This window comes from Ruegeria sp. THAF57, assembly GCF_903914075.1.
Taxonomy (GTDB): Bacteria; Pseudomonadota; Alphaproteobacteria; order Rhodobacterales; family Rhodobacteraceae; genus Ruegeria.
In genome coordinates this window covers 212,706-236,556 of the sequence record NZ_CAIWNQ010000002.1, presented here as the reverse complement: position 1 = coordinate 236,556, position 23,851 = coordinate 212,706, and the positions used below count along the sequence as shown (strand labels likewise).

The following is a 23,851-nucleotide window of genomic DNA, read 5'->3' as shown; positions in this document are numbered from 1 at the left end:
TCAGTCCGCGTTGTTGATACGGCCCCGCAGTTCCTCGGCTTCCTGACGTGCAGCGCGCAGGCCATCCATGGCTGCGGACAATTCTGCCTCTGCCTGCGTCAGTTGGTTGGTCAGTTCCGCCTCACGCTGTTGCAGGTAAGTGATCGCCTGATCGCGGGTTTCTTCGGCTTCGTGCAATTCCTGGCTCATGCGGTCCAGATCGGCGACATCACTTTGACGCACACGCGACAAGCGGTGCGCAAGCCAGTTGGCGAACCAGCCCATGCAGAAAGCCGCAAACAGGATAACGGCGGTGGCGATGATGAATTCGATTCTGTTCAACTTACTGTTCCTCTGCGCCGGTATCTTCGGCCTCTGGCTGCGCGTCTTCCGAGTCGCCTGTCGTGGCTTCCATCGCCTCAAGCCCGGTTTCGGAATTGGCGACAGGTTCGGGTCGGATCAGCCGGAACTCGATCCGGCGGTTTTCCTCACGGCCTTCTTCGGTATCGTTATCTGCGATGGGCTGGGTTTCACCATAGCCGACGGCCGAATAGCTGCCGGTTGGAATCCGGCGGCCGCGCAATTCGTTCAGGATGGACTGTGCCCGCGCCTGGCTGAGTTGCTGGTTCATCTCTTCGCGGCCCTGACTGTCGGTATGGCCCTGAATTTCCATCCGGATTGGACCGCACTCTCGCAGAATATCCGCAATTTGGTTCACCGTATCGCGCGAGTCCGACGCAATCGTGGCCGAGCCCGGCTCGAAGGCAATTTTGGTTGCTGCCTGAATTTCCGCGATCCGCTCTTCACACATTTCGGGGTCCGGCAGCGTGTCTTCGGGCTCGGGAGGGGCTTGGTAGGTAATGGACAGGGTATAATCCTGCGCGTCCCCCAGTTTTTCAGAGAGCAAACCGGCGATGCGGGCCTTGGACTCGGGATCGTGACTGATGCCGCTCAGGACGACATCATCCGGCGTTACCGTTAGCGCGCCGTTGTGAAGGTGAGACAGGGCCTCGAGCCCAGCCAGCACGCGCACGGGCCAGTCTGACGGTAAATCGGGGGCAATCCGCGTGGCGGTATAAACTTGTTCAGACCCAAAAGCCGCCCGTGCGAAACTGTCGACCATGTCGCGCGCCGCTTCGTCACCCAAACGGCCCCGCATCTGCACCAGACCTTCGGGGCTGCGCGTTGCGGAGAACTCTGTCGGACCTGCAGGTGCGTCTTCGGTCGGTTCCGGCAATACGGCGTGCAAGGCGAAAACACCGGGCAGAGCGGCCTCAAGCTCGCCTACGATCCGGTCAAAAAGCGCGGGATTGGTGCCTTCGGCGGCGACCAGCGTTACATCAGCATCCGAAATTGTGATTGAACCCTGACCAATTTCCGCCAGTGCGCGTATGCCCAGAGATGCAGCCTCGGGCCAGCGGGGCGATGGCACACCCAGCCCGATCGTGCAGGAATACGGCCCCGTCAGACCAGCGCCTTTCGCCGCTTGGATTATCGTGTCGCGCGCTTCTTCGTCTTGCGCCGAGCACGCATCAAAGGTCCCGCCGGACTCATCAATCAAATAACGCAGGGTGAAAGGCGTGATCACCGGTCTTGGGGCCGAAATGGACAGCCCGATGCGCAGGCTGGGGGGGGCTGCCCGGGTCAGGTCCTGTTCCAGTTGCTCTTTTTCCTGCTGGCTGTCTGCGATGGCCGTGATCTTGACCAGTCCGGGGCTGGCCGAGATTTTGGCGCGCGGCAGACGTGCCAGCGCCTCAACCGAATAGTTTAACGCTTCTTCCCAGCCTTTCGGCTTTGGATAGTCTGCGGTTTCCATTAGGTCCGAGACCTTGCCGCCATCCAGATTGCGAAGCCGGTCTACAAACGCGTCCCGGTCCTGGCTGGCAGGTATGAGGCCAATAACCGAAATGCCGCTGTCGTTGCGCAGGATTTCTGCGGAAAAGCGTGGTGGAGCCAACTGACGCGTCGCTTCAACCTGCATCTCGTCAATGACGCGCGACGTATCAACTTCGGTCCCTGCGGCTGTTAACGCGTTGAAGCGGGCGGCCTCATCCTGTGCGGTTCCGGTCAGGATGACCCGCAGGCCGTCGGATTCAACCTCGGCCCAGTCATGGCCTTTAAGGTCCAGCGCGCGCCGCACTGCGAACTCGGATGCCTCTTCGACCTTTGTCACCGCGTAACTGGCTGCCAGCAGGGATACTCCGGCTGACACGAGGAAAATCAGGGCAACGGCGATGAAATAGGGCAGGCGCATGTGCGGGCAATCGACTCCTCGGGTGATTGAGCAGCACTCTTACAGAGGCCTGCGCCGAGGTGCAATCAGACCAGCAATGCGACGCCAAGGAAGATCAGCGGAATAAGGCCGGTGTCCCGATTGGCGCGAAACAATTGCAGCAGCTTGGCGTTGTCATCCGTGTCCAATCCGCGCAACTGCCACGCCATGTGCCATCCCATGGCCCAAGGGCCAAAAAGAGCCACGAACAGTGCAAGGGTCGACGCCTGTGTCGTTGCTGCATCGATGATCGCAAGGCCCATTAACGCAACGGTTGCGACAAGGAAGTATTTCAGCCATTTCGCCGTGTTCTCACCAAATAGACGGGCGGTGGATTTGATGCCGATCAGCTCGTCATCTTCGGCGTCCTGATGGGCATAGATCGTGTCATAGAACAACGTCCACGCGATACCCGCCAGATACAGCGTGATTGCGGGAACGCTGACCGTTCCCGTATGCGCGGCCCAAGTCAGAAGGATACCCCAATTGAACGCGAGGCCCAGAAACACCTGCGGCCACCATGTGAAGCGTTTGGCGAAAGGGTAGATCGTTACAGGAAGAAGCGACAGCACGCCTATGGCAATGGCGGCCCGGTTGAAGGTCAGCAGAATCATCAATGCCAGAAGGCATTGCAGCACCATCCAGAACGCAGCTTGCCGCACACTGACCTGGCCCGAAGGGATGGGCCGCGACCGGGTGCGTTCGACCTGAGCATCGAATTCTCGGTCGGTGATATCATTCCATGTGCAGCCCGCGCCCCGCATCAGGAACGCACCGATGGCACAGGCGACAGCGATCCAAAGATCTTCCCAGCGCGGATTGCCGTCGCTCAGGATCGCCAGCGCCAGACCCCACCAGCAGGGGATCAGCAATAGCCATGTGCCGATGGGCCGGTCTGCACGGCTCAGGCGCAAGTATGGCCGGGCGAAAGCGGGCGCGTGTGTATCGACCCAGTTGCCGGATACCGCATCGGAGACCTGGCCGTCTGGTGTTGGGGCGTTGCCTTGCATATGTAACGTCTCATGAGTGCAAAGATCAGACTGTATGTAGAGCACCCTCTGGGTCGGGGGCAATCCGTTGATTTGACGCGCGAGCAGGCGCATTACCTGTTTGGCGTCATGCGTCTGGCCGTGGGCGGGCACGTGGCGCTGTTCAACGGCCAAGACGGAGAGTGGCTGGCCCAGGTCGCGCAGGCCGGTAAGCGCGGCGGGGTTCTGACCTGTCTGGAACAGTCGAAACCTTTGCAGCTGCCGCCTGATCTGTGGCTGATTTTTGCGCCGATCAAAAAAGCACGGACGGATTTCATTGTCGAAAAGGCGACCGAGATGGGTGCCGCGCGCATCCTGCCCGTGCAGACCGAGTTTACCAATTCCGAACGCATCCGACAGGACCGCCTGCAGGCCCACGCGGTCGAGGCCGCCGAGCAATGCGGCGGGACTTATGTGCCCGAAGTCGCCGATCTGCAACGGCTGGACCGGATGCTGGATACATGGCCTGAAGGTCGTCAACTGATGTTCTGCGACGAGGCCGAGGTTGGGTCAGCATTGCGTCTGGCATCGCAGGAAAAAGGCCAACCCTGGGCGATTCTGATCGGCCCGGAGGGTGGCTTTTCCGACCGCGAGCGCAAGCGCCTGACCGGGTTGCCCTATGCGCATGTGGTCAGCCTTGGCCCACGCATCCTGCGCGCGGATACGGCTGCGGTGGCGGCGCTGACCATGTGGCAGCAGGCGTTGGGGGATTGGGCGTGACGTGGCAGCAGGCGCGGCAAGAGGACGTGCCAAAGATCGACCGGTTTCTGTCGGAACACATTCAGACGTCGATGTTTCCTCTGGCCAATTTACGTGATTTTGGATTGCGGGGAAGTGACCCGCGTGCGGTGAATGTCTGGGCATTGGGCGATGGACCGCGGGCCATTCTTGCCATCACGAACGAGGGTATGGTGCTGCCGCAATGCCCTGATTGCAGCGATGCTGAGCTGGCGGATGCGATACAGTTAATCCGGGGTCGCGCGTTGTTCGGTCTGGCGGCTGAGGCAACGCAGGCCCGCCGATTCATGCATCTGGCAGGGTGGGACGATCGGCCTGCGACCATGAACAGTGATGAGCCGGGCTTCACACTGGATCTGAACGACATCATCTTGCCCGACACGTCCGGCACCACGCTAGTGCCGCTGGGTGATGTGGATCGCGAAGTTACCGAGGGCTGGCGTCAGAGCTATCTGACCGAAGCGATGGGGTTCGACTTGGATCGTGCGCAAAGCCAGTCAAAGAAAGACATTGCCGCCTATGTTGAACGCGATTCTCATCGGGCTTTGCTGATTACCGGTCAGCCTGTGGGAATGACGGGGTTCAATGCGCGATTGCCCGAGGTAGTGCAAATCGGCGGCGTTTACACCCCGCCTGACTTGCGCGGATGCGGCTATGCGAAACTGGCCGTCGCGCTGCACCTGCTTGAGGCTCGGGCAGCGGGTGTAACCCGCGCTGTTCTATTTGCGGCTTCCGATTCCGCTGCGCGTGCTTATATCGCAATCGGATTTAAACCCGCAGGTCAGTATTCCCTGATACTGTTCAAGACCCCAAAGGACCCGGCATGAGTTTCATCCGACCCGAAGCCAAACTAACCCTGTGGCGCTGGCGCGAGGTGCTGGCGGCCGGTGTGGTTCTATTGGTCGGTCTCAGTTGGATCAGCGGTCCCGGGGGCCTGCTTGGCTGGTTGGGGTGGGTGCTGGTAATTGTCGCCGCAGCGTTGACCGTGGTCGGTATTCAACGCGCGCGATTCAGAACCGGGGCAGGCGGACCCGGTGTTGTTACTATTGACGAAGGGCAGATCACGTATCTTGGCCCGTTGGATGGTGGCATCGTCGCTGCGCGTGAAATCGAGCGGCTGGCGTTGGACCCGACCTCGAACCCCGCGCATTGGGTTCTGGATCAGCCGGGTCAGCCTGCGCTTCACATTCCTGTGAATGCAGAAGGGGCCGAGGCGTTGTTCGACGTTTTCTCGGCCTTGCCGGGGCTTAAAACCGAAGCAATGCTGGCGGAACTGAACAGCGGAGGCGTGCATCCGGTAGTTATATGGGAGCGGAACCCGATGCGCCCGCCACATCTTCGGCTGCATTGACACTGGCGGCATTTCACCGCACGACTGACCCAAAGACAGACACATCAGGATCGGAGAGCGGTTCATGTCCATCCCCCAGTCCGGCGGCGGGCCGATCGAACGCCACGAACAACTTGCCGAATATCTGGAATCGGGCTGCAAGCCCAAGTCCGATTGGCGTATCGGGACCGAGCATGAGAAGTTCGGCTATTGCAAGGACACTCTGAAACCGCTGCCGTTTGAAGGCAAACGCTCGATCGTGGCTGTACTGGAAGGTCTGCGCGACCGCCATGGCTGGGCCGAGGTGCGCGAAGCGGGTCACTTGATCGGGCTTGAGAAAGATGGCGCGAATGTCAGCCTTGAACCTGGTGGTGCGCTGGAGTTGTCGGGTGCTCCGCTCGAGACCATCCACGAAACCTGCGATGAGGTGAACACCCACCTGCGCGAGGTGAAAGATATCGCCGATGAGATCGGCGTGGGGTTCATCGGTCTGGGCGCGGCCCCCATCTGGACCCATGACGAGATGCCGTTGATGCCCAAGGGCCGCTATCGGTTGATGAACGACTATATGGAAAAGGTTGGCACCATGGGGCGCGCCATGATGCGCCGGACTTGTACCGTTCAGGTCAATATCGACTTTGGGTCCGAGGCCGACATGGTGCAGAAACTGCGCGTGGCGCTTGCGCTGCAACCGGTGGCGACCGCACTGTTTGCGAACTCGCCGTTCTTCGAGGGCAAGGTGAACGGCCAGAAAAGCTGGCGCAGCTATATCTGGCGGCATTTGGACGATGCGCGGACGGGTATGCTGCCTTTCGTATTCGAAGAAGGCTTCGGGTTCGAGCGTTACGTGCAATACGCGCTCGATGTGCCGATGTATTTTGTCTATCGCGACGGCGAATACATAAACGCGCTGGGCATGTCCTTCCGCGACTTCCTGCAGGGTAAACTACCCGCGTTGCCGGGTGAAACGCCAACCCTGTCGGATTGGGCCGATCACCTGACGACCGCCTTCCCCGAAGCGCGGATCAAGAAGTTCATGGAGATGCGCGGCGCAGATGGCGGCCCTTGGCGTCGCCTGTGTGCACTGCCTGCCTTCTGGGTCGGTCTGACCTATGATCAGGGCGCTCTGGATGCTGCATGGGATCTGGTCAAAGGATGGGACGCTGAAACGCGCGAATCCTTACGCGTCGAGGCCGCCAAAGATGGCCTGCAGGCACGGGTCGGAAACATCAATATGTACGATCTTGCGCGCGAAGTTGTTTCGATTGCCGAGTCTGGCCTGAAATCCCGCGCCTTGCCCGGCGCTGGCGGGTTGGTTCCGGATGAGACCCATTTTCTGAATGCTCTGAAGGACAGCATCGAGACAGGCAAAGTTCCCGCGGATGAGTTGCTGGATCGCTACAATGGCGACTGGAATGGCGATCTGACACGGATTTATCCCGAATACAGCTATTGATTGCCGTCAGGCCCATCGCCGGATTGTTGCAAATGGGTGATCCCCGGTCCAAATCTCATGTGTATTAAGGTTCGGTTTTCGGTTTTGAGGGTATAGTCCCGACAAACCTTTGTGTGTCGGTGGACATATGGCTCGTATCAGTGAACTACATTATTCGAACGCTTATGCCGCGCAAACAGGCGTGGCCGAGTTTTTGGAAGTCTCGCTCAGCCCGTCCGAGGACCCGTCGGATTTCACGGTGTCCTTTTATCAGGCCAACGGTACGGTCGGCATAGAAATCCCGCTTGATGACCCGTCTGTTCAGGTCTTTACCGATCTCGAAAATGGCGAGCAGGTTTTTGTGATCTCGGCGGACGATTTCCCGATCCTGCTTACCGATCCCAATGGCGGTGGTCCGAACAATTTTGAGGCATATGCGCTTACCAACACCGCGACGAACGAAGTGATTGACTTTTATGATATCGGTGGCGGGACGCAGAATATTCTGGCTTTGGATGGGGTCGCTGCTGGTGCGACCTCGGAAAATCTGCCGGTTGTGACAAGTCCGAATCAGACGACGACGTCTATTCAGTTTAATCAACCTGACCCCGATACGCAGGTTAACGCGCCTCTTTCGCCGGGTGACAGCGGTGCGGCCTGTTTTGTGGCAGGATCTCTTGTGGATACACCGGGCGGCCCGCGAAGGGTTGAAACGCTGAAGCCGGGCGATCTGGTTTTGACCGTTGACGACGGCGCGTGCCCGGTGCGGTGGGTCGGGGGACGGACGGTTAGGGGCACCGACCGGTTTGCCCCTGTTCGGATTCAGGCCGGCACCTTGGGCGCGCAGCGTGACATCCTTGTCTCACCCCAACACCGTTTGCTGATCTCTGGCTGGCAGGCGCAATTGCTGTTTGGCGAGGACGACGTTCTGATCGCCGCCAGCGCTTTGGCCAATGGCAAAACGATCGCTTCTGCGCCCTGCGATATCGTGCGCTATGTGCATCTGATGTTTGATCGCCATCAGCTTGTCTCAACCTCCGGCCTGATTTCTGAGAGTTTTTTTCCAGGGGGTGAAGGGCTTAAGGGGCTTGGCGCTGACACGGCGGACGAGTTGTTCGCTCTGTTTCCCGAATTGCGCAACCATCCTGACAGTTATGGTCCGACCTCGCGCACGGTAAAGCGCAAGGCCGAGGCAATCACGCTGCGGTCGATTTGAAAGCGCACCGGCCCCCTCTTGCTTTCGCGCGTCGCTGTGATAGCAGGTCCTGAACATCAGTCAGGGGCCAGGTTCAGGAAGCGTCATGGACGATCTTAAGGCAAAATATCTGGGGCAGATCGCCGGTGCGGGCGACGAAAACGCGCTTGAGGCGATCCGCGTTGCGGCCGTGGGCAAAAAAGGGGAGGTCGCGCTGAAGATGCGCGAGCTGGGCAAAATGACGCCCGAGGAACGCCAAGTTGCAGGCCCCGCGCTGAACGCCCTGAAGGACGAGATCAACTCGGCCCTGTCCGCGAAAAAGGCGGCTTTGGCCGATGCCGCACTGGACGAACGCCTGCGCACTGAATGGCTGGACGTGACCCTGCCGACCCGCGCGCGCCGTCAGGGGTCGATCCACCCGGTCAGTCAGGCGACCGAGGAACTGACTGCGATCTTTGCCGAATTGGGTTTCTCGGTGGCCGAAGGGCCGCGGATCGAGACCGATTGGCACAACTTCGACGCCCTGAACATCCCCGGCCACCACCCCGCGCGGGCCGAGATGGACACGTTCTATATGCGCCGCGCCGAAGGCGACGACCGCCCGCCGCATGTTCTGCGCACCCATACGTCTCCGGTGCAGATCAGGTCGATGGAGCTGCAAGGCGCGCCGATCCGCGTCATCTGTCCGGGCGGTGTGTATCGCGCCGACTATGACCAGACCCACACGCCGATGTTCCATCAGGTCGAGGGGCTGGCCATCGACAAAGACATCTCGATGGCGAACCTGAAATGGGTTCTGGAGGAGTTCGTGAAGGCGTTCTTCGAAGTCGACGATGTCGAACTGCGCTTCCGCGCCTCGCACTTCCCCTTCACCGAGCCCTCGGCTGAGGTTGATATCCGCTGCTCGTGGGACAACGGCCAGCTTAAGATCGGTGAGGGCGACGACTGGATGGAGATTTTGGGTTCCGGCATGGTTCACCCCAAGGTGATCGCCGCCGGTGGCATCGACCCCGAGGTCTATCAGGGCTTTGCGTTTGGGATCGGCATCGACCGTCTGGCGATGCTGAAATACGGCATTCCTGACCTGCGGGCGTTCTTTGATTCCGACCTGCGCTGGCTGAGACACTACGGGTTTGCTGCGCTGGATATGCCGAACCTGCATGGTGGTTTGAGTAGGTAGATGTACCCTCTGGGACTGTATTTGGCCCGCTTACGTTCGTTTCAGCATGTAAGTGAGGCTGCGACAGGAAGAAAAATCGCGAATTGTGCAAGTGCAGCGCGGGACAAAGAAGAGAAAGTGGAATTGTGCGGCTTGGCGCTGCGTTGATTCTAGGCCGGGCTTTAGCCCGCCTTGCGTCGGGTGCCGGGCTGAAGCCCGGCCTACACCAATATTTTATGTGACACTGCGTGTCAGGTGACTAGGTTCTGGCCTATGATCTATCGACTGCTTTTCCTCTTGATGACCGCAACCCCGGCACTCGCCATGGGGCCTTGGAAATCCGATTGCCATGGCGATACCGCCTGTGAGGTCGGGGACCGTTCGTATCACGTGCTGGAGCCGGATGGATGGGATGGGGAAAGCCCCCTGCCAGTTCTGCTGCATTTTCACGGGTGGTCGCGGCAGGGCACCGTAGTGGTGAACCATGAACGGATCGCGGGGGCCACGAAACTGCGGGGCGTGTTGCTGGTGGCCCCGAACGGCTTGGGCAAAAGCTGGAATTTCTGGTCGGCGGATACCGGGGATGTCCCCTTTGCCGATAGGGTCCTAGAGGATGTGGCCAATCGCTATCCAGTTGATCCGGACCGCATCTATGTCTCGGGGTATTCTTATGGCGGTGCGATGGCGTGGCGCTTTGTGTGTCAGTCGGGCAATGACATGGCGGCGCTGCTGGCTGTTGCCGGCTCGATCCGTCAGACGGAAACCTGCCCTGAGGCTCCGCGTGAGGTGCGGCATGTGCATGGCTTGGATGATACGGTGATGGATTTCCCCCTTGGCCCCGATGGCGACACGACCTATCCGGTGGCGCTGTGGCGCGAGAAGTACAATTGCAACGGCGCGACCCCGCGCGGGGATTGGAGCGTAAAGCCGTTCCTGACGCTCAGCCGCACGGAATGGGCCGATTGTGCGCAAGGGCAGGTGGTGTTGGACACGCATCCGGGCGGGCATTTCATACCGCATGGCTGGATCGGCTGGCAATTGGACGAGCTTTTGGGCCGCACCCCCACCTATCCGTAGCGCGCAGCGCTTGCACCTTGGCGCAATCTTTGCCATTGCCTGTGCCAAACGGATGATTGCCCAAGAAAGCCCGCTGCAATGAAATTCACTCTGTCCTGGCTGAAAGACCACCTCGATACGGATGCGTCGGTTGATGAGATCGCCGAGGCGCTGACCGACCTTGGCCTTGAGGTCGAAGAGATCGTGAACCCGGCGGACCGGCTGGCTGGTTTTACGCTGGGCCATGTGAAACATGCCGAGAAGCACCCCGACGCGGATAAGCTGCGTGTATGCACCGTGGAAACCGATGAGGGCGATTTGCAGATCATCTGCGGCGCGCCCAATGCCCGCGAAGGGATCACGGTCGTTGTCTGCAAGCCGGGCATGTACATCCCCGGTCTGGATATCACCATCAGCGTCGGCAAAATCCGGGGTGTCGAAAGCTATGGCATGATGGCCTCGGAACGTGAGCTGGAGCTGTCGGACGAACATGACGGCATTATCGAGCTGCCCTCGGGCGAGGTGGGTGACAAGTTCGTTGATTGGCTGGCCGAGAATGAACCTTCGAAGGTCGATCCGATGATCGAGATCGCGATCACGCCGAACCGCCCCGATGCGCTGGGCGTGGCGGGGATTGCGCGCGATCTGGCCGCACGGGGCGTGGGGACGCTGAAGCAGCGTGACTATGCGCCTGTACCCGGCGATTTTGAAAGCCCGATCAAGGTGACGATTGACGAAGACACGCTGGACGGCGCGCCGCACTTCACCGGACGGGTGATCCGCGGGGTCAGGAACGGACCCAGCCCGCAATGGTTGCAGGATCAGTTGAAGGCGATTGGGTTGCGTCCGATTTCGGCTCTGGTGGATATCACCAACTACATGACCTTTGACCAGAACCGCCCGCTGCATGTGTTTGATGCGGACAAGGTGCAGGGCAACCTGCGCGTTCACCGCGCCAAGGGCGGCGAGAAGCTGGTGGCGCTGGACGAAAAAGAATACACGCTGCAACCCGGCATGATGGTGATTTCGGACGACAAGGGCGCGGAATCTATCGCTGGCATCATGGGTGGCGAGGAAACCGGTTGTACCGAAGAGACCGTGAATGTCTTCCTCGAAAGCGCGTTCTGGGATCATGTGCAGATTGCGCTGACTGGCCGTGCGCTCAAGATCAACTCGGACGCGCGGTATCGGTTCGAGCGTGGCGTTGATCCCGACTACACCCGCGAAGGGCTGGAGCAGGCAACGCAGATGATTCTGGATATCTGCGGGGGCGAGGTTTCGTCCGTTGTCGAAGCCGGCAAAGCACCGAACCATGCGCGTGCCTACAAGCTGGATGCGGCACGGGTGCAGTCGCTGGTCGGGATGGATATTCCCGAAAGCGAGCAGCGCCAGACCCTGACCCGTCTGGGGTTCCGCCTTGAGGGCGAGATGGCCCATGTTCCTAGTTGGCGCCCGGATATCATGGGTGAAGCCGATCTGGTGGAAGAGGTCGCGCGGATTGCGTCCCTGACCAAGCTGAAAGGCAAGCCGCTGCCGCGTATCAAGGATGGTATCCCCAAACCGGTGATGACGCCCACACAGCGCCGTCAATCCATGGCGCGTCGTACTTGCGCGGCCTTGGGGTATAATGAGTGCGTGTCATACACGTTCATTGATCAGGCGTCGGCTGCGTTGTTCGGTGGCGGTGATGAGACGACGCAGTTGGAAAACCCGATCTCGTCTGAGATGAGCCATATGCGCCCCGATCTTCTGCCAGGACTGTTGCAGGCTGCGGCGCGCAATCAGGCGCGCGGATATGCAGATGTGGCCCTGTTCGAGGTTGGCCCCGTCTTCCATGATGGCGAGCCGGGGGATCAGAAAACGCAGATTTCCGGTTTGCTGGTCGGTCGCGATGGGCCAAAGGACGTGCATGGTGCGTCACGCCCCGTCGACTTGTTCGACGTGAAAGCAGATGCCGAGGCTGTGCTTGCAGCCATTGGTGCGCCCGCCAAGGTTCAGATTCTGCGCGATGGCGATGCATGGTGGCATCCGGGCCGTCACGGTAGAATCTGTTTGGGTCCGAAAAAGGTGTTGGGCGTGTTTGGTGAACTGCACCCGCGTATCCTGCAGGCGATGGATATCAAGGGCCCGGCGATGGCCTTTACCATATGGCCGGATGAGGTGCCTCTGCCCCGCAAATCCGGCGCGACCCGAGCCGCATTGGAACTGCGTGATCTGCAAGCGGTCGAGCGGGATTTTGCCTTTGTCGTGGACGAAAGCGTCGAGGCGCTGACCTTGGTCAATGCAGCCGCAGGTGCGGACAAGGCGCTGATCGAGGATGTCCGCGTCTTTGACGAATTCATCGGTGGCAGCGTCGGCGAGGGTAAGAAGTCCCTCGCCATCACCGTGCGCCTTCAACCGACAGACAAGACGCTCAAGGAAGAAGATATTGAGGCGGCCGCCCAGAAGATCATCGCCAAGGTCACCAAGGCGACCGGTGGAACGCTGCGCGGTTAAGTCTGTTGGCAATCGAAGTTCAGGGCGCGCCTTTTGGCGCGCTTTTTTTGCCGAACCTATGACGTTGCGACCCCTTGGGTTGCCAGAGAATTCGCACTAGGGTCGCGCCAACCAGTAAGGAGAGTTCCATGAGCCTGAGCGTTTACCTGTCCGGAGAGATTCACACCGACTGGCGTGAGCAGATCATCGAAGGCGCACAAGGGTTGGATATTACGTTCAACAGCCCCGTAACGGACCACGATGCCAGCGACGATTGCGGGGTGGCCATTCTGGGTGCCGAGCCGAACAAATACTGGCATGACCATAAGGGCGCGATGGTTAACGCCATTCGCACGCGCAAGGGTATCGCCGATGCTGACGTTGTCGTGGTGCGGTTTGGCGAGAAGTACAAACAGTGGAACGCCGCATTCGATGCAGGGTATGCTGCGGCTCTGGGCAAGTCCCTGATCGTATTGCACGGTCCCGATCACCAGCACGCCCTGAAAGAGGTGGATGCCGCTGCGCTAGCAGTTGCCGAGCAGCCCGCGCAAGTCGTCGACGTGCTGCGGTACGTCTTGACGGGCAAACTTCCCGGCTGAGGGTGCGGGGTGAGGCGCGGCCTCACCCCACTCGGTTTTACTCTGTCGCCGGAATACGCAGGCCGCGCTGTACGGCAGGTCTTGCAAGGAACCGGTCGACATAGGGTTGAAGGTTCGCGAAATCGTCCCATCCCACGATTTCCTTGACGCCGTAATAGTCCAGACCGCGCAGCCAAGGAACGATGGCGATATCTGCGATCGAGTACTCTCCGGCGATCCAGTCCTGACCGTTGAGCTGAGTGTTCAGGACGTTCAGCAACCGTTTCGCTTCGGCGATGTACCGTTCGCGGGGGCGGGGGTCTTCGATCTCTTTTCCGGCGAATTTGTGGAAATAGCCCAACTGTCCGAACATCGGCCCCAGACCGCCCATCTGAAACATCAGCCATTGGGTGACACGATGTTTGTCGGTCGGCGTTGATCCCAGCAGCTTGCCGCTTTTTTCGGCGAGATACAGCAGAATCGCACCGCTTTCGAAAAGCGCCAATGGTTCCCCGTCCGGGCCATTGGGGTCGATGATCGCGGGGATCTTGTTGTTGGGATTCAGCGAAAGAAACTCGGGGCTTTTGACATCCTTGTCGGCCAGCGTGACCAGATGCGGCTCATAGGGCAGGCCGGTCTCTTCCAGCATGATCGAGACTTTGACGCCATTAGGCGTGGGATAGGAATAGAGTTGGATCTTTTCGGGGCTGCTGGCAGGCCAGCGGGCTGTAATCGGGTGTGAGGTGGTGTCCAGCATGGTTGGTTCCTTTCAGACGGTCTGGAACAGGTAAGCACGGTTGGGCGATCCTTCCAGTAGTGAGGGTGTGCATGTCCGGTCAGCGGCTGTGTATTCTGGAACAACGGGGAAAAGGGTTGCATCTCACACCTAGACCAAAGCCCCGTTATCGCTCAAACTTCGGCAATCCCGCGCAGCCGTCGCGGGTCAGGAGTAACTCGAAAAGGAGAAGCGCGTGGATGAGGTCGTGACTCAGGTGGGTGCGTTTGCCCCCCTTATCGTGAACGCTGTGAAGGCACTGATTGTTTTGATCCTTGGGTGGATGGTGGCTGGAGCGATCAGCGGCGTGGTCCGCCGCCGGATCAATGCAACACCGAACATTGATCAGACGCTTGGGAATTTTGTCGCCAGCCTTGTGAAATGGGCGATACTGGCCATGGTTCTGGTCGCCGTTCTGGGCATTTTCGGCATCGAGGCGACCAGTATCGTCGCCATTCTGGGTGCCGCGTCGCTTGCGATCGGTTTGGCGCTTCAGGGAACGCTCAGCGATCTTGCCGCTGGGGTGATGCTGGTGGTGTTTCGTCCCTACAAGCTGGGTCAGTATGTCGATATTGGCGGGACGTCCGGCACCGTGAAAGACCTGAACCTTTTCACGACCGAGCTTGTGACGCCCGACAACGTGCAGATCATTGTCCCCAATGGTCAGTCCTGGGGGTCGATCATCTCGAACTATTCGGCGCATGATACCCGGCGTGTCGATTTGGTGTTTGGGATCGACTATGGCGACAGCGCGGACGAGGCGATGAAGATCATTCTAAGTGTCGCGCAGGCGGACAGCCGCATTCTGAGCGATCCTGAACCTTGGGTGCGCGTGACCAATCTGGGCGACAGTTCGGTTGATTTGACCGCGCGGTTGTGGTGCGCAAATGCCGATTACTGGGACGTGAAGTTCGAGTTGACTAAAGCGATCAAGGAAGCGTTCGACGCCAAGGGTGTTTCGATTCCGTATCCGCATTCGGTGGAAATCCACAAACAGGCGTAAGTTCTCCCGCCCGTCGGTCGGGCATTGAAATGCCCTTCTCCGGTTGGGTCCGGCGCCGCGCCTTTGGCGCGGCGCTTGGCCCAAAGCTGTAAACGCCCTCGGCAGAGGGCGCTTTCAGGGGCGGGAGGGTTCAGGACTTGATCACGACATTGGGCGATACAACGTCGATTCCCAGCGCCTTGCCGACCGCATAATAGGTCAGTTGTCCAGCGTGAACATTCAGCCCGGCCAGCAGGTGCGGATCGTCCTGACAGGCCTGTTTCCAGCCCTTATCGGCCAGCGCCAGCATGAAGGGCATCGTCGCGTTCCCCAATGCAATCGTCGAAGTCCGTGCAACGGCGCCGGGCATATTGGCCACGCAGTAGTGCATGATGCCATCGACCTCGTAGATCGGCTCGGCGTGGGTTGTGGCTTTTGAGGTCTCAAAACAACCACCCTGGTCAATGGCGACGTCAACCAAAACCGCGCCGGGTTTCATCGTGGATAGCTGCTCGCGCGTTACGAGTTTTGGGGCAGCGGCACCGGGGATCAGCACCGCACCGATAACCATGTCCGCGGATTGAATCAGCTCTGCCGTGGCACCAGCTGTCGAGTACTGGTTCTTAAACCTGTTCCCAAACACGTCGTCGAGGTAGCGCAAGCGCGGCAGAGAGCGGTCCAGCACAGTGACATCCGCGCCCATGCCGGCTGCGATCTGGGCAGCGTGCGTTCCCACAACACCCCCACCGATGACCACAACTTTCGCGGGGCCAACACCGGGAACACCGCCCATCAGCACCCCGCGGCCACCGTTGGCCTTCTGAAGGGTCCAAGAACCGACTTGCGGCGCAAGGCGACCCGCGACCTCGGACATTGGCGCAAGCAAGGGCAGGCCACCGCTAGAGTCGGTTACGGTTTCATAAGCAATGGCCGTACATCCCGAAGCAAGCAGGTCGTGCGTCTGGTCTGGATCGGGTGCAAGGTGGAGGTAAGTAAACAGCAACTGACCTTCGCGCAGCATCTTGCGCTCGGCCGCCTGCGGTTCCTTCACTTTGACGATCATGTCTGCCGTGGCGAAAACCTCGGCCGCGGTGTCGACGATTGTCGCTCCGGCTGCGATGTAGTCGGCATTGTCAAAGCCCGAACCCTGTCCGGCCCCGGTTTCGATAATCACCTCGTGACCTCTGGCAATGGCCTCTTGCGCGGCGTTGGGCGTCATGCCGACGCGGAACTCTTGCGGTTTGATTTCCTTGGGGCAACCGATTTTCATTTGGCCTCTCCGTTTATAAATTGCCTAAATTATAGGCAATGTCGGGTGCAATTTCTGTGAAACTCTGCCTGCTGGTGCGCTTTTCTTCCGAAGATTCTTCGATAAAATAGCATTGGTCTGCAAAAGGATTGCGCCCATGAGCCTTGATACGACAGATCGAAAGATTCTCGCCGCGTTGCAAAGAAATGGCAGGATGTCCAACGCCGAGTTGTCCGAGCAGGCCAACCTGTCGCCCTCGGCCTGTCACCGTCGCGTGCAGCGGCTCGAGTCAGAGGGCTACATTCGGGACTATGTTGCCTTGCTGGATGCCCGCAAGATGAAGGTGCCGACGACCGTTTTTGTCGAGATCACGCTGCAGGGTCAAGCCGAAGAGGTTCTGGATGCATTCGAAAAGGCTGTTGCACGGATTCCGGATGTTCTTGAGTGTCATCTGATGGCGGGAACGGCGGACTATATTCTGAAAGTCGTGGCGGAAAATACTGAAGATTTCGCTCGCATTCACCGCCAATACCTGTCGCGACTGCCGGGCGTGGCGCAGATGCAAAGCTCTTTCGCGCTGCGGACGGTGTTCAAGACCACGGCTTTGCCTGTGTAAATCAGGCCGGACCGGGATAGGTGAAAAAGACCAGATGCGCCGCGTTGAACACAAAGTGCATCAGCGTGGGTACCCAAAGCCGACCGGTTGCATAATAGCCAAGCCCGCAAGCCGCCCCGAGGATCGAGGCGAACGCGACCAGCGCCATTCCACCCGGCCAGTGCACCAGACCGAACAGAACGCTCGCGGCGGCAATTCCCAAGGCTGCCCCAAGTTTTGATGAAATCATGGATTGCAAATAGCCGCGAAAGAAAGCCTCTTCCGTCAGGCAGGTAAGCAGCAAGTTCGCGAGTGCGAACACCTGCCACCACTCGGGCAGGCCGATCTCGGGCCGAACGGCCCCGGTTGCAAGGCCAGTTGCGAACAGCAGAGGCAAGAGTATTAGGCCAACGAACAAGGGGAAACGGCGAACCTGAGCGATTGGGGTGTTCATGTTGGGCCAGGCCAGAAGAACGGCGAAAAGAACCAGGGGTTTGTCCAGGTTCAGGTACATGCTGAACGCCGTGCTGTCTGGTCCCGATTGGACCTGATCAAGAACCAGCAGGTTGTGGAAGCCAGGGACCAGATGCGCACCCAAGGCAACGGCCCACAGGATCATTGCGGTATGCCCAAAACCTGCAGAATACCCGGATAATCGAGGTATGATGGCCGCGCCACCAAGACCCGCAAGCGCAGTGCAAAACGCGATTGGAGTGATCAACCCGGTTGTAAGAGCGACCGCGCCAAACAGGGTAAGCAAAGCAAGGCAGAGCATCCTTCCGCCAGCTACCGCGACGATCTGCGCAGCCATGAGTATCAGCCAGGGCCAAATTACGGGTAGCAAAGATGCAAAATGTGTCACGGGGCTCTCGCGGGATTGCTGCAGATACAGATGCGATCACCGGGTTGAATAAGGCAAGATAACGTGCCGGGTAGCGGTGCCAACCGTTTGGCAATGAGTTATTTTTGCCGCGCGCACACGACGTGTGCCTCCATTGATTTCGGTGCCTTTCCGCGTGTTTTCTCGTGTCGCAGTGACCTTGCGGCGCAGTGCGGTTAAGCTTAGGAACAGGGCCTTCATCAATTTTTCTGATGACATCAGGCGTTTACACTCGCCCGGTAGGGTCCGAGCCCGACATGAGATAAGGAACAAACCTTGGCTTACGAAAATAACGATGCCCCCAAAGACTGGCTGGAAGCCGAGTTGGAAGACACGCTGGACGAAGATTTTGAGATCGAATTCAGCGAGCCCATGCTGTCGATGGAGATCCGCAAGATTTACAAGGATCAGCACCCCGAGATGCTGGACCGCAAAGTCTATTTCCGCAACTTGTTGCGCCTTCAGGCCGAATTGATCAAGGTTCAGGACTGGGTGCAGCATACCGGGGCCAAGGTCTGTATTCTGTTCGAAGGCCGCGACAGCGCAGGAAAAGGGGGGGTGATCAAGCGGATCACACAGCGACTGAACCCTCGGGTAGCGCGGGTTGTGGCCTTACCTGCGCCCAGCCGCCGGGAACAAAGCCAGTGGTATTTTCAGCGCTACGTTCCGCATCTGCCTGCGGCCGGTGAAATCGTTCTGTTCGACCGGTCATGGTACAACCGTGCGGGCGTCGAGCGGGTCATGGGCTTTGCCAGCGAGGATCAGGTGGGACAGTTCTTTCAGGACGTTCCCGAATTTGAACGGATGCTGGTGCGCTCGGGGATAATCCTGCTGAAGTACTGGTTCTCGATCACCGACGAGGAACAACAGTTGCGATTCCTTATGCGTATCCACGACCCGATGAAGCAGTGGAAGCTGTCTCCGATGGATCTGGAATCCCGCATCCGCTGGGAAGCCTACACCAAGGCCAAAGAGGATATGTTGTTCCGCACCAATATTCCCGAGGCTCCGTGGTATATCGTCGAAGGCAACGACAAAAAACGCGAGCGGTTGAACTGTATCGAACACCTGCTGACCAAGATCCCCTATACGGACGTACCGCAGGAAAAGGTCAATCTGCCAGATCGCAAATACAACCCGGAATATGAACGCCGCATCCTGCCGGATGAGTTGCACGTTCCGAAGATCTATTGATTCTGACGCCCCCGATGTTTCGGGGGCGCTTTTTCTTTAGCCCTGAAACGACAAACCCCCGGGCGGGGCCTCGGGGGTCGTCAAACAGTGTCATCCAAAGCTGGACGAGCGTCAGGTGCTTAGAGCAAACCTTCGCGCTGGGCTTTCTTGCGTGCCAGTTTACGGGCACGGCGGATCGCTTCAGCTTTCTCGCGCGCTTTTTTCTCGGACGGTTTCTCGAAATGTTGCTTCAGCTTCATTTCACGGAACACGCCTTCGCGCTGCAGCTTTTTCTTCAGGGCACGAAGCGCCTGATCGACGTTATTGTCGCGAACACTAACCTGCATGTGGTTGTCACCACCTTTCTAGATAGAGTTGCAAGGAAATTGCAGGAAGTGGCCGTATAGCAAAGCGCCCCTAACTTGTCTAGTACTGGTGCAAGAACCCGGAGAACCGCCATGACCACCACTTATGAAGACGCCAAAACCCAGCTTTTGGACGCGATGCTGGCCCATGTGCCCTTTGACGGCTGGTCTGAAACCAGCTTTCGCATGGCCATAGCCGATTGCGACATGGACGACGCGCTGGCCCGCGCCATCTGCCCCCGTGGTGCGGTCGATCTGGCGCTGGCGTTTCACGCGCGGGGGGACGCTGCGATGGTGGAGCGCCTGAAATCTGAGGATTTAAGTGATCTGAAGTTCCGCGACCTCATCGCCGCGGCCGTCCGGTTCCGACTTGAAGCGGTTGAGGACAAAGAGCTGGTGCGCCGGGGCGTGACACTTTTTTCACTGCCGATGCACGCGGCCGATGGGGCCAAAGCAATGTGGCAGACCTGCGATCTGATCTGGGACACGCTGGGCGATACGTCAGACGATGTGAACTGGTACACGAAACGCGCGACGCTGTCGGGGGTCTATTCCTCGACCGTGTTGTTTTGGCTGGGGGACGATTCGCCGAACCATCAAAAATCGTGGGAGTTTTTGGACCGCCGCATCGACAACGTCATGCAGTTCGAAAAGATCAAGGCGCAGGTGAACGGGAACCCTTTGTTCAAGCCGTTTCTTGCGGTCCCGAACTGGCTGGCGGGTCAGGTGAAGGCTCCGATGAAAATGAGGGCCGATCTGCCGGGAATACTGAACCCACGCAAGTAAGCGTCTGGGCCTTTCGTTATTTGGCTGTTAGGCATTTGGCAAAGGAGATTTGCCCATGACCCAAATGATGCGCGCCGTTGAAATTACCAAACCCGGCGGCCCGGATGTTCTGCAATTGGTTGAACGCCCGATGCCTGAGGCACAAGCCGGTCAGGTTGTCCTGAAAGTTGCTTATGCGGGGGTGAATCGCCCCGACGCGCTGCAACGGGCGGGGGCTTATGATCCGCCGCCGGGCGCCAGTGATCTGCCCGGGCTTGAGGCTTCCGGCGAAGTCGTAGCCGTCGGAGCCGGTGTCGAAGGGGTGTCCGTGGGCGGCAATGTTTGCGCGCTTTTGCCGGGGGGTGGCTATGCTGAATACGTCGCCACGCCCGCCGCGCATTGCTTGCCGGTGCCCGCAGGCATGGGCCTGAAAGAGGCCGCGTGCCTGCCCGAAACCTTCTATACGGTCTGGTCAAACGTGTTTACGCGCGGCGGTCTGAAAGCTGGCGAGCGGATTTTGATCCATGGCGGCTCCAGCGGAATCGGTACAACGGCGATCCAGTTGGCGAATGCGTTTGGCGCGCGGGTTTTTGCAACCGCTGGGTCGGCTGAGAAATGCGCGGCCTGCGAAAAGCTGGGCGCGGAAAAGGCGATCAATTATCGCGATGAGGATTTCGTGGCAGCGATGCGCGCCGAAGGCGGCGCGAACCTGATCCTTGATATGGTGGGTGGCGACTACATCCCGCGCAACGTGAAAGCCTTGGCCGAGGACGGGCGACTGGTTCAGATCGCCTTTTTGCAGGGGCCGGTGGTCGAATTGAACTTTGCCATGATGATGGTGAAACGTCTGACCCTGACCGGCAGCACTTTGCGTCCGCAATCCGATCTGGCCAAGGCGAAGATCGCGCAGGACCTGCGCGAGGCCGTTTGGCCTCTGCTTGACGCCGGGAAAGTGGCGCCCGTGATGGACAGCGAATTCGAGCTGGCCGATGCAGCGGCGGCGCACGCCCGAATGGAAAGCTCAGGCCACATTGGCAAGATCGTTCTGAAGGTCGGCTAAGCGCCAGCCGACCGGTTCAGGCCACGGCACGGCGATACAGATGCCATGTGGCGTGGCCCAGAACCGGAATGATCACAATCAGCCCCAACAGCATCGGAATTGCGCCCAGAATCAATGAGGCGGCGACGATAAGTCCCCATGTCAGAATAACCCCTGGATTATGTCGCAACACTCGTACCGATGTTACGACGGCCACCGGCACACCGACCTTGCGATCCAAGAGCAATGGGAAGCTGACCACACTGATGGCCAATGCGATCAGGGCAAACAGGAACCCGATTGCATTGCCAATCAGGATCATGGTCCAGCCTGCGCGGGTCGTGAAGACCTCGGTCAGGAATGCCCCAAGGGACGCTGGCAAATCGGGCCCCAGCGTTTGGACATAAATGCTTTGCGCGACCATCAGCCATAAAAGCAGCAACATGACCAGATAGAAACCCAGCGCCAGTATCGCCCCGAACGAGGGAGAGCGGAAAACGCCGAACGCATCCAGCCAATGGGCCTCGGCCCCCTGTTCGCGTTTGCGGCTGATTTCATAAAGGCCCACGGCTGCAACGGGACCGACAAGGGCAAAACCTGCGATTAGCGGGGCCAGCAAGGGGACCATGTTCCTGTTCAGCCCGAACCCGAACATCAAAAGCCCGGCGATCGGATAGATCAGCACGACGAAAATCGCGTCTGCCCGGGTTTCCACAAAGTCTTCCGAACCCGCACGCAGACAGGCCCAAAGATCGCTTAGGGACAGGGTCTGAACCCGTGGCAATTGCTGCGTGTCCGAACTTCCGATACGGGTCACGCTTTCTGCGATATGATCACCGGTTGCACCAATGTTGCGGGCTGCCCAGCTGATCGGATTTCCAATAGTCTTGGCCATCGTCATCCCCTCCGGTTTGCATTTGAACGCAGCAGAGATGATCCGGCGAAAGTTGCCTTTGGCCGGACCAGCCGGCAACGCTTAGGCACCAGTATAACACAATTTTTTCCGTTTTGGCGGTTCCTCGCGGTATTGTGCCGATTGTTATGTGTCGCAGGCGTGTTAGCTTGGCGGCAGACAACAGGAGGTTCAGTATGCATCAAACGGCACGAACCGTCGTTATTCACGAACACGGCGGCCCTGAGGTTCTCAAGATCGAAGACCGCCCCCTTGGTGAACCGGGACCCGGAGAAGTACGCATTCGCCATCACGCCTGCGGATTGAATTTCATTGACGTGTACCAGCGCACCGGACTGTACCAGATGGAGTTGCCGCACGCTCTGGGTATGGAGGCCGCAGGGATAATCGAAGCCGTTGGCGACGGTGTGACCCATCTGGAACCCGGCCAACGTGCCGCCTATGCCGCGGCCCCAGCGGGCGCCTATTGCGAAGCGCGTGTCATGCCTGCAGCTCAGGTCTGTCCCCTGCCTGATGAAATCTCGTTCGACGCGGCGGCGGCAATGATGCTCAAGGGTATGACAGTTGAATATCTGTTCCATCGCACGACGCCGCTGAAACGCGGAGACACCGTTCTGTTCCATGCGGCAGCTGGGGGTGTGGGCCTGATTGCCTGCCAATGGGCCAAGTCTGAGGGCATCAAGCTGATTGGAACCGCAGGTACGGATGAGAAATGCAGTCTGGCGCAGTTCAACGGTGCCACCCATTGCATCAACTACCGGACCGAAAACTTTACGGACCGCGTGGCCGAGATTACGGGTGGCAAAGGCGTGGATGTGGTGATGGACTCGATTGGGGCCGATACATTCAACGGGTCGCTGGATTGCCTCAGGCCGCTGGGTATGATGATTTCGTTCGGGAATGCGTCGGGTCCCGTGCCGCTGATGGATATTGGAATTCTGGGCAAGAAGGGGTCGCTTCAAATCACCCGGCCGACCTTGTTCACCCATATTGCCGATCACGCTGTTTGTCAGGCTATGGCTCGGCGCTTGTTCGGCAAGGTGGCGGGCAATGAGGTCAAGATACACATAGATCAGCGTTTCCCGCTGGAACAGGTCGCGGACGCCCATCGCGCGCTTGAAGCGCGCCAGACCACAGGCAGCACGGTGCTGGAATTGTAAACGGCAACCGCCGTCAAAAAGAAAACCGGCGGCATTCCTGCCGCCGGTCTTTTCTTCGCAAGGGTTGGCTTACTGCGCTTGCAGTTCGGCCGGAGTTTTACTTGCGATGTCTTTCCAGTTGGCGTCTGCGGCTTTGTTAAAGCCCGGGATGTCGCCTTCCCAGCGTTCCTGAATGTCAGACGACAGGTTCAGGTACAGCTTGTTGTCAACGATTTTCCAGTAGTTCGGGTCGCCGTCAAACTTGAAGCCCATTGCGGTGCCGAATGCACAGTAGCCGCCATATGCAGGCAGGTACGCTTCGGGGTTTTCTTCAAACGCGACTTTGTTTTCTTCCGATGCAAAACGGTACAGCGCGTCGTTGTGCAGCGCGGTGATGCGGTAGTCGCCTTTGGTCGCTTCGCCAACGGTGAAATAGGCAACCGGGTCATAGCCCTGCAACGCCAGACCAGTCGAGCTTGCGTTCAGTTCAACACCAGCGGCCAGAGCTGTGCTTGCGACTGCGACGGACAGCGCAACGCCGCCGATGAGGGATTTGATCTTGTTCATGGTTTTCACCTTTCGTGAATTGAGCCACCAGACGACGCGCAAATTGTGCCCGGTCAACTCTCGAGATTTTGTTCAGTGCGGTCGGGAATTGGCCGTCACGACCCCGAAATGGGCGGCCTTGGCATCACGTTCAAAACAATGAAATGTGAGGGCGCTGTAATAAT

24 protein-coding genes are annotated in these 23,851 nt (G+C 59.0%); 15 read left to right on the top strand and 9 right to left on the bottom strand.

The annotated features are described in order from the left end of the window. The 3 genes from RUESEDTHA_RS05190 to ubiA all read right to left on the bottom strand — a co-directional run bounded on the left by RUESEDTHA_RS05190 (window position 1) and on the right by ubiA (window position 3,261). Window positions 1-321, bottom strand: a complete 321-nt coding sequence (locus RUESEDTHA_RS05190) for a hypothetical protein (RefSeq protein WP_170387322.1) — start codon at window positions 319-321, stop codon at window positions 1-3. A 1-nt stretch (window position 322) separates the two neighbouring features. Further along, a complete protein-coding gene (locus RUESEDTHA_RS05185) occupies window positions 323-2,233 on the bottom strand; it encodes an OmpA family protein (RefSeq protein ID WP_180885010.1) in 1,911 nt (636 codons plus the stop codon). A 65-nt stretch (window positions 2,234-2,298) separates the two neighbouring features. Then, window positions 2,299-3,261 (bottom strand): 4-hydroxybenzoate octaprenyltransferase, encoded by a 963-nt coding sequence (ubiA, locus tag RUESEDTHA_RS05180; protein WP_180885008.1) that lies wholly within the window; start codon window positions 3,259-3,261, stop codon window positions 2,299-2,301. A gap of 12 nt (window positions 3,262-3,273) precedes the next feature. Here ubiA and RUESEDTHA_RS05175 point away from each other — a divergent pair, with 12 nt between their 5' ends. The 9 genes from RUESEDTHA_RS05175 to RUESEDTHA_RS05135 all read left to right on the top strand — a co-directional run bounded on the left by RUESEDTHA_RS05175 (window position 3,274) and on the right by RUESEDTHA_RS05135 (window position 13,266). After that, on the top strand, window positions 3,274-3,999 hold the full coding sequence (locus RUESEDTHA_RS05175; RefSeq protein WP_180885006.1) for a 16S rRNA (uracil(1498)-N(3))-methyltransferase: 726 nt from the start codon (window positions 3,274-3,276) through the stop codon (window positions 3,997-3,999). Continuing rightward, window positions 3,996-4,844, top strand: coding sequence for a GNAT family N-acetyltransferase (locus tag RUESEDTHA_RS05170; protein WP_180885004.1), 849 nt, complete (start codon window positions 3,996-3,998; stop codon window positions 4,842-4,844). The genes RUESEDTHA_RS05175 and RUESEDTHA_RS05170 overlap by 4 nt, the downstream gene beginning before the upstream one ends. Further along, window positions 4,841-5,368, top strand: a complete 528-nt coding sequence (locus RUESEDTHA_RS05165; RefSeq protein WP_171211715.1) for a hypothetical protein — start codon at window positions 4,841-4,843, stop codon at window positions 5,366-5,368. Before RUESEDTHA_RS05170 ends, RUESEDTHA_RS05165 begins: the two co-directional genes overlap by 4 nt. 64 nt (window positions 5,369-5,432) lie before the next feature. Next, on the top strand, window positions 5,433-6,803 hold the full coding sequence (locus RUESEDTHA_RS05160; protein ID WP_180885002.1) for a glutamate--cysteine ligase: 1,371 nt from the start codon (window positions 5,433-5,435) through the stop codon (window positions 6,801-6,803). A 127-nt stretch (window positions 6,804-6,930) separates the two neighbouring features. Next, complete coding sequence (locus RUESEDTHA_RS05155; protein WP_180885000.1) at window positions 6,931-7,998, top strand: Hint domain-containing protein; 1,068 nt, start codon at window positions 6,931-6,933, stop codon at window positions 7,996-7,998. A gap of 85 nt (window positions 7,999-8,083) precedes the next feature. After that, a complete protein-coding gene (gene pheS / locus RUESEDTHA_RS05150; RefSeq protein ID WP_180884998.1) occupies window positions 8,084-9,157 on the top strand; it encodes a phenylalanine--tRNA ligase subunit alpha in 1,074 nt (357 codons plus the stop codon). A gap of 252 nt (window positions 9,158-9,409) precedes the next feature. Beyond that, window positions 9,410-10,213 (top strand): PHB depolymerase family esterase, encoded by an 804-nt coding sequence (locus RUESEDTHA_RS05145; protein ID WP_180884996.1) that lies wholly within the window; start codon window positions 9,410-9,412, stop codon window positions 10,211-10,213. A gap of 78 nt (window positions 10,214-10,291) precedes the next feature. Then, window positions 10,292-12,688, top strand: coding sequence for a phenylalanine--tRNA ligase subunit beta (gene pheT, locus RUESEDTHA_RS05140; protein WP_180884994.1), 2,397 nt, complete (start codon window positions 10,292-10,294; stop codon window positions 12,686-12,688). Between the two features lie 128 nt (window positions 12,689-12,816). After that, window positions 12,817-13,266, top strand: a complete 450-nt coding sequence (locus tag RUESEDTHA_RS05135; RefSeq protein ID WP_180884992.1) for a YtoQ family protein — start codon at window positions 12,817-12,819, stop codon at window positions 13,264-13,266. Window positions 13,267-13,303: 37 nt separating this feature from the next. Here the strand turns inward: RUESEDTHA_RS05135 and RUESEDTHA_RS05130 are convergent, their stop codons facing one another. Further along, the gene (locus RUESEDTHA_RS05130; protein WP_180884990.1) at window positions 13,304-14,002 is read right to left on the bottom strand and encodes a glutathione S-transferase family protein; all 699 of its coding nucleotides are present in this window, start codon (window positions 14,000-14,002) and stop codon (window positions 13,304-13,306) included. A gap of 214 nt (window positions 14,003-14,216) precedes the next feature. Here RUESEDTHA_RS05130 and RUESEDTHA_RS05125 point away from each other — a divergent pair, with 214 nt between their 5' ends. Continuing rightward, window positions 14,217-15,023, top strand: a complete 807-nt coding sequence (locus RUESEDTHA_RS05125; RefSeq protein ID WP_180884988.1) for a mechanosensitive ion channel family protein — start codon at window positions 14,217-14,219, stop codon at window positions 15,021-15,023. Between the two features lie 130 nt (window positions 15,024-15,153). Here RUESEDTHA_RS05125 and ald read toward each other — a convergent pair whose 3' ends face one another. Beyond that, on the bottom strand, window positions 15,154-16,272 hold the full coding sequence (gene ald, locus RUESEDTHA_RS05120; protein ID WP_180884986.1) for an alanine dehydrogenase: 1,119 nt from the start codon (window positions 16,270-16,272) through the stop codon (window positions 15,154-15,156). A 136-nt stretch (window positions 16,273-16,408) separates the two neighbouring features. Here ald and RUESEDTHA_RS05115 point away from each other — a divergent pair, with 136 nt between their 5' ends. Then, entirely contained in the window at window positions 16,409-16,867 is a 459-nt protein-coding gene (locus RUESEDTHA_RS05115; protein ID WP_180884984.1) for an Lrp/AsnC family transcriptional regulator, read from the top strand. A gap of 1 nt (window position 16,868) precedes the next feature. Here the strand turns inward: RUESEDTHA_RS05115 and RUESEDTHA_RS05110 are convergent, their stop codons facing one another. Beyond that, window positions 16,869-17,657, bottom strand: a complete 789-nt coding sequence (locus RUESEDTHA_RS05110; RefSeq protein ID WP_180884982.1) for a CPBP family intramembrane glutamic endopeptidase — start codon at window positions 17,655-17,657, stop codon at window positions 16,869-16,871. A 345-nt stretch (window positions 17,658-18,002) separates the two neighbouring features. Between RUESEDTHA_RS05110 and ppk2 the strand changes: the two genes are divergently transcribed. Continuing rightward, on the top strand, window positions 18,003-18,920 hold the full coding sequence (gene ppk2, locus RUESEDTHA_RS05105) for a polyphosphate kinase 2 (protein WP_171122715.1): 918 nt from the start codon (window positions 18,003-18,005) through the stop codon (window positions 18,918-18,920). Between the two features lie 119 nt (window positions 18,921-19,039). On the opposite strand, the gene rpsU is transcribed toward ppk2, so the two are convergent. Then, window positions 19,040-19,246, bottom strand: a complete 207-nt coding sequence (gene rpsU / locus RUESEDTHA_RS05100) for a 30S ribosomal protein S21 (protein WP_005614280.1) — start codon at window positions 19,244-19,246, stop codon at window positions 19,040-19,042. A 111-nt stretch (window positions 19,247-19,357) separates the two neighbouring features. On the opposite strand from rpsU, the gene RUESEDTHA_RS05095 reads away from it, so the two are divergent. Beyond that, window positions 19,358-20,050 carry a COQ9 family protein gene (locus tag RUESEDTHA_RS05095; RefSeq protein ID WP_180884980.1) on the top strand — a complete coding sequence of 231 codons (693 nt, stop codon included), beginning with the start codon at window positions 19,358-19,360 and terminating at the stop codon, window positions 20,048-20,050. Window positions 20,051-20,105: 55 nt separating this feature from the next. Further along, window positions 20,106-21,089 (top strand): NAD(P)H-quinone oxidoreductase, encoded by a 984-nt coding sequence (locus RUESEDTHA_RS05090; RefSeq protein WP_180884978.1) that lies wholly within the window; start codon window positions 20,106-20,108, stop codon window positions 21,087-21,089. A gap of 16 nt (window positions 21,090-21,105) precedes the next feature. Here RUESEDTHA_RS05090 and RUESEDTHA_RS05085 read toward each other — a convergent pair whose 3' ends face one another. Continuing rightward, window positions 21,106-21,963: a DUF2189 domain-containing protein gene (locus tag RUESEDTHA_RS05085; protein WP_180884977.1), complete on the bottom strand. Its 858-nt coding sequence runs from the start codon at window positions 21,961-21,963 to the stop codon at window positions 21,106-21,108. Between the two features lie 194 nt (window positions 21,964-22,157). Between RUESEDTHA_RS05085 and RUESEDTHA_RS05080 the strand changes: the two genes are divergently transcribed. Continuing rightward, on the top strand, window positions 22,158-23,141 hold the full coding sequence (locus RUESEDTHA_RS05080) for a quinone oxidoreductase (protein ID WP_180884975.1): 984 nt from the start codon (window positions 22,158-22,160) through the stop codon (window positions 23,139-23,141). 69 nt (window positions 23,142-23,210) lie between these two features. Here the strand turns inward: RUESEDTHA_RS05080 and RUESEDTHA_RS05075 are convergent, their stop codons facing one another. Next, window positions 23,211-23,687 (bottom strand): YHS domain-containing (seleno)protein, encoded by a 477-nt coding sequence (locus RUESEDTHA_RS05075; protein ID WP_171122705.1) that lies wholly within the window; start codon window positions 23,685-23,687, stop codon window positions 23,211-23,213. Between the last annotated feature and the right edge of the window lie 164 nt (window positions 23,688-23,851).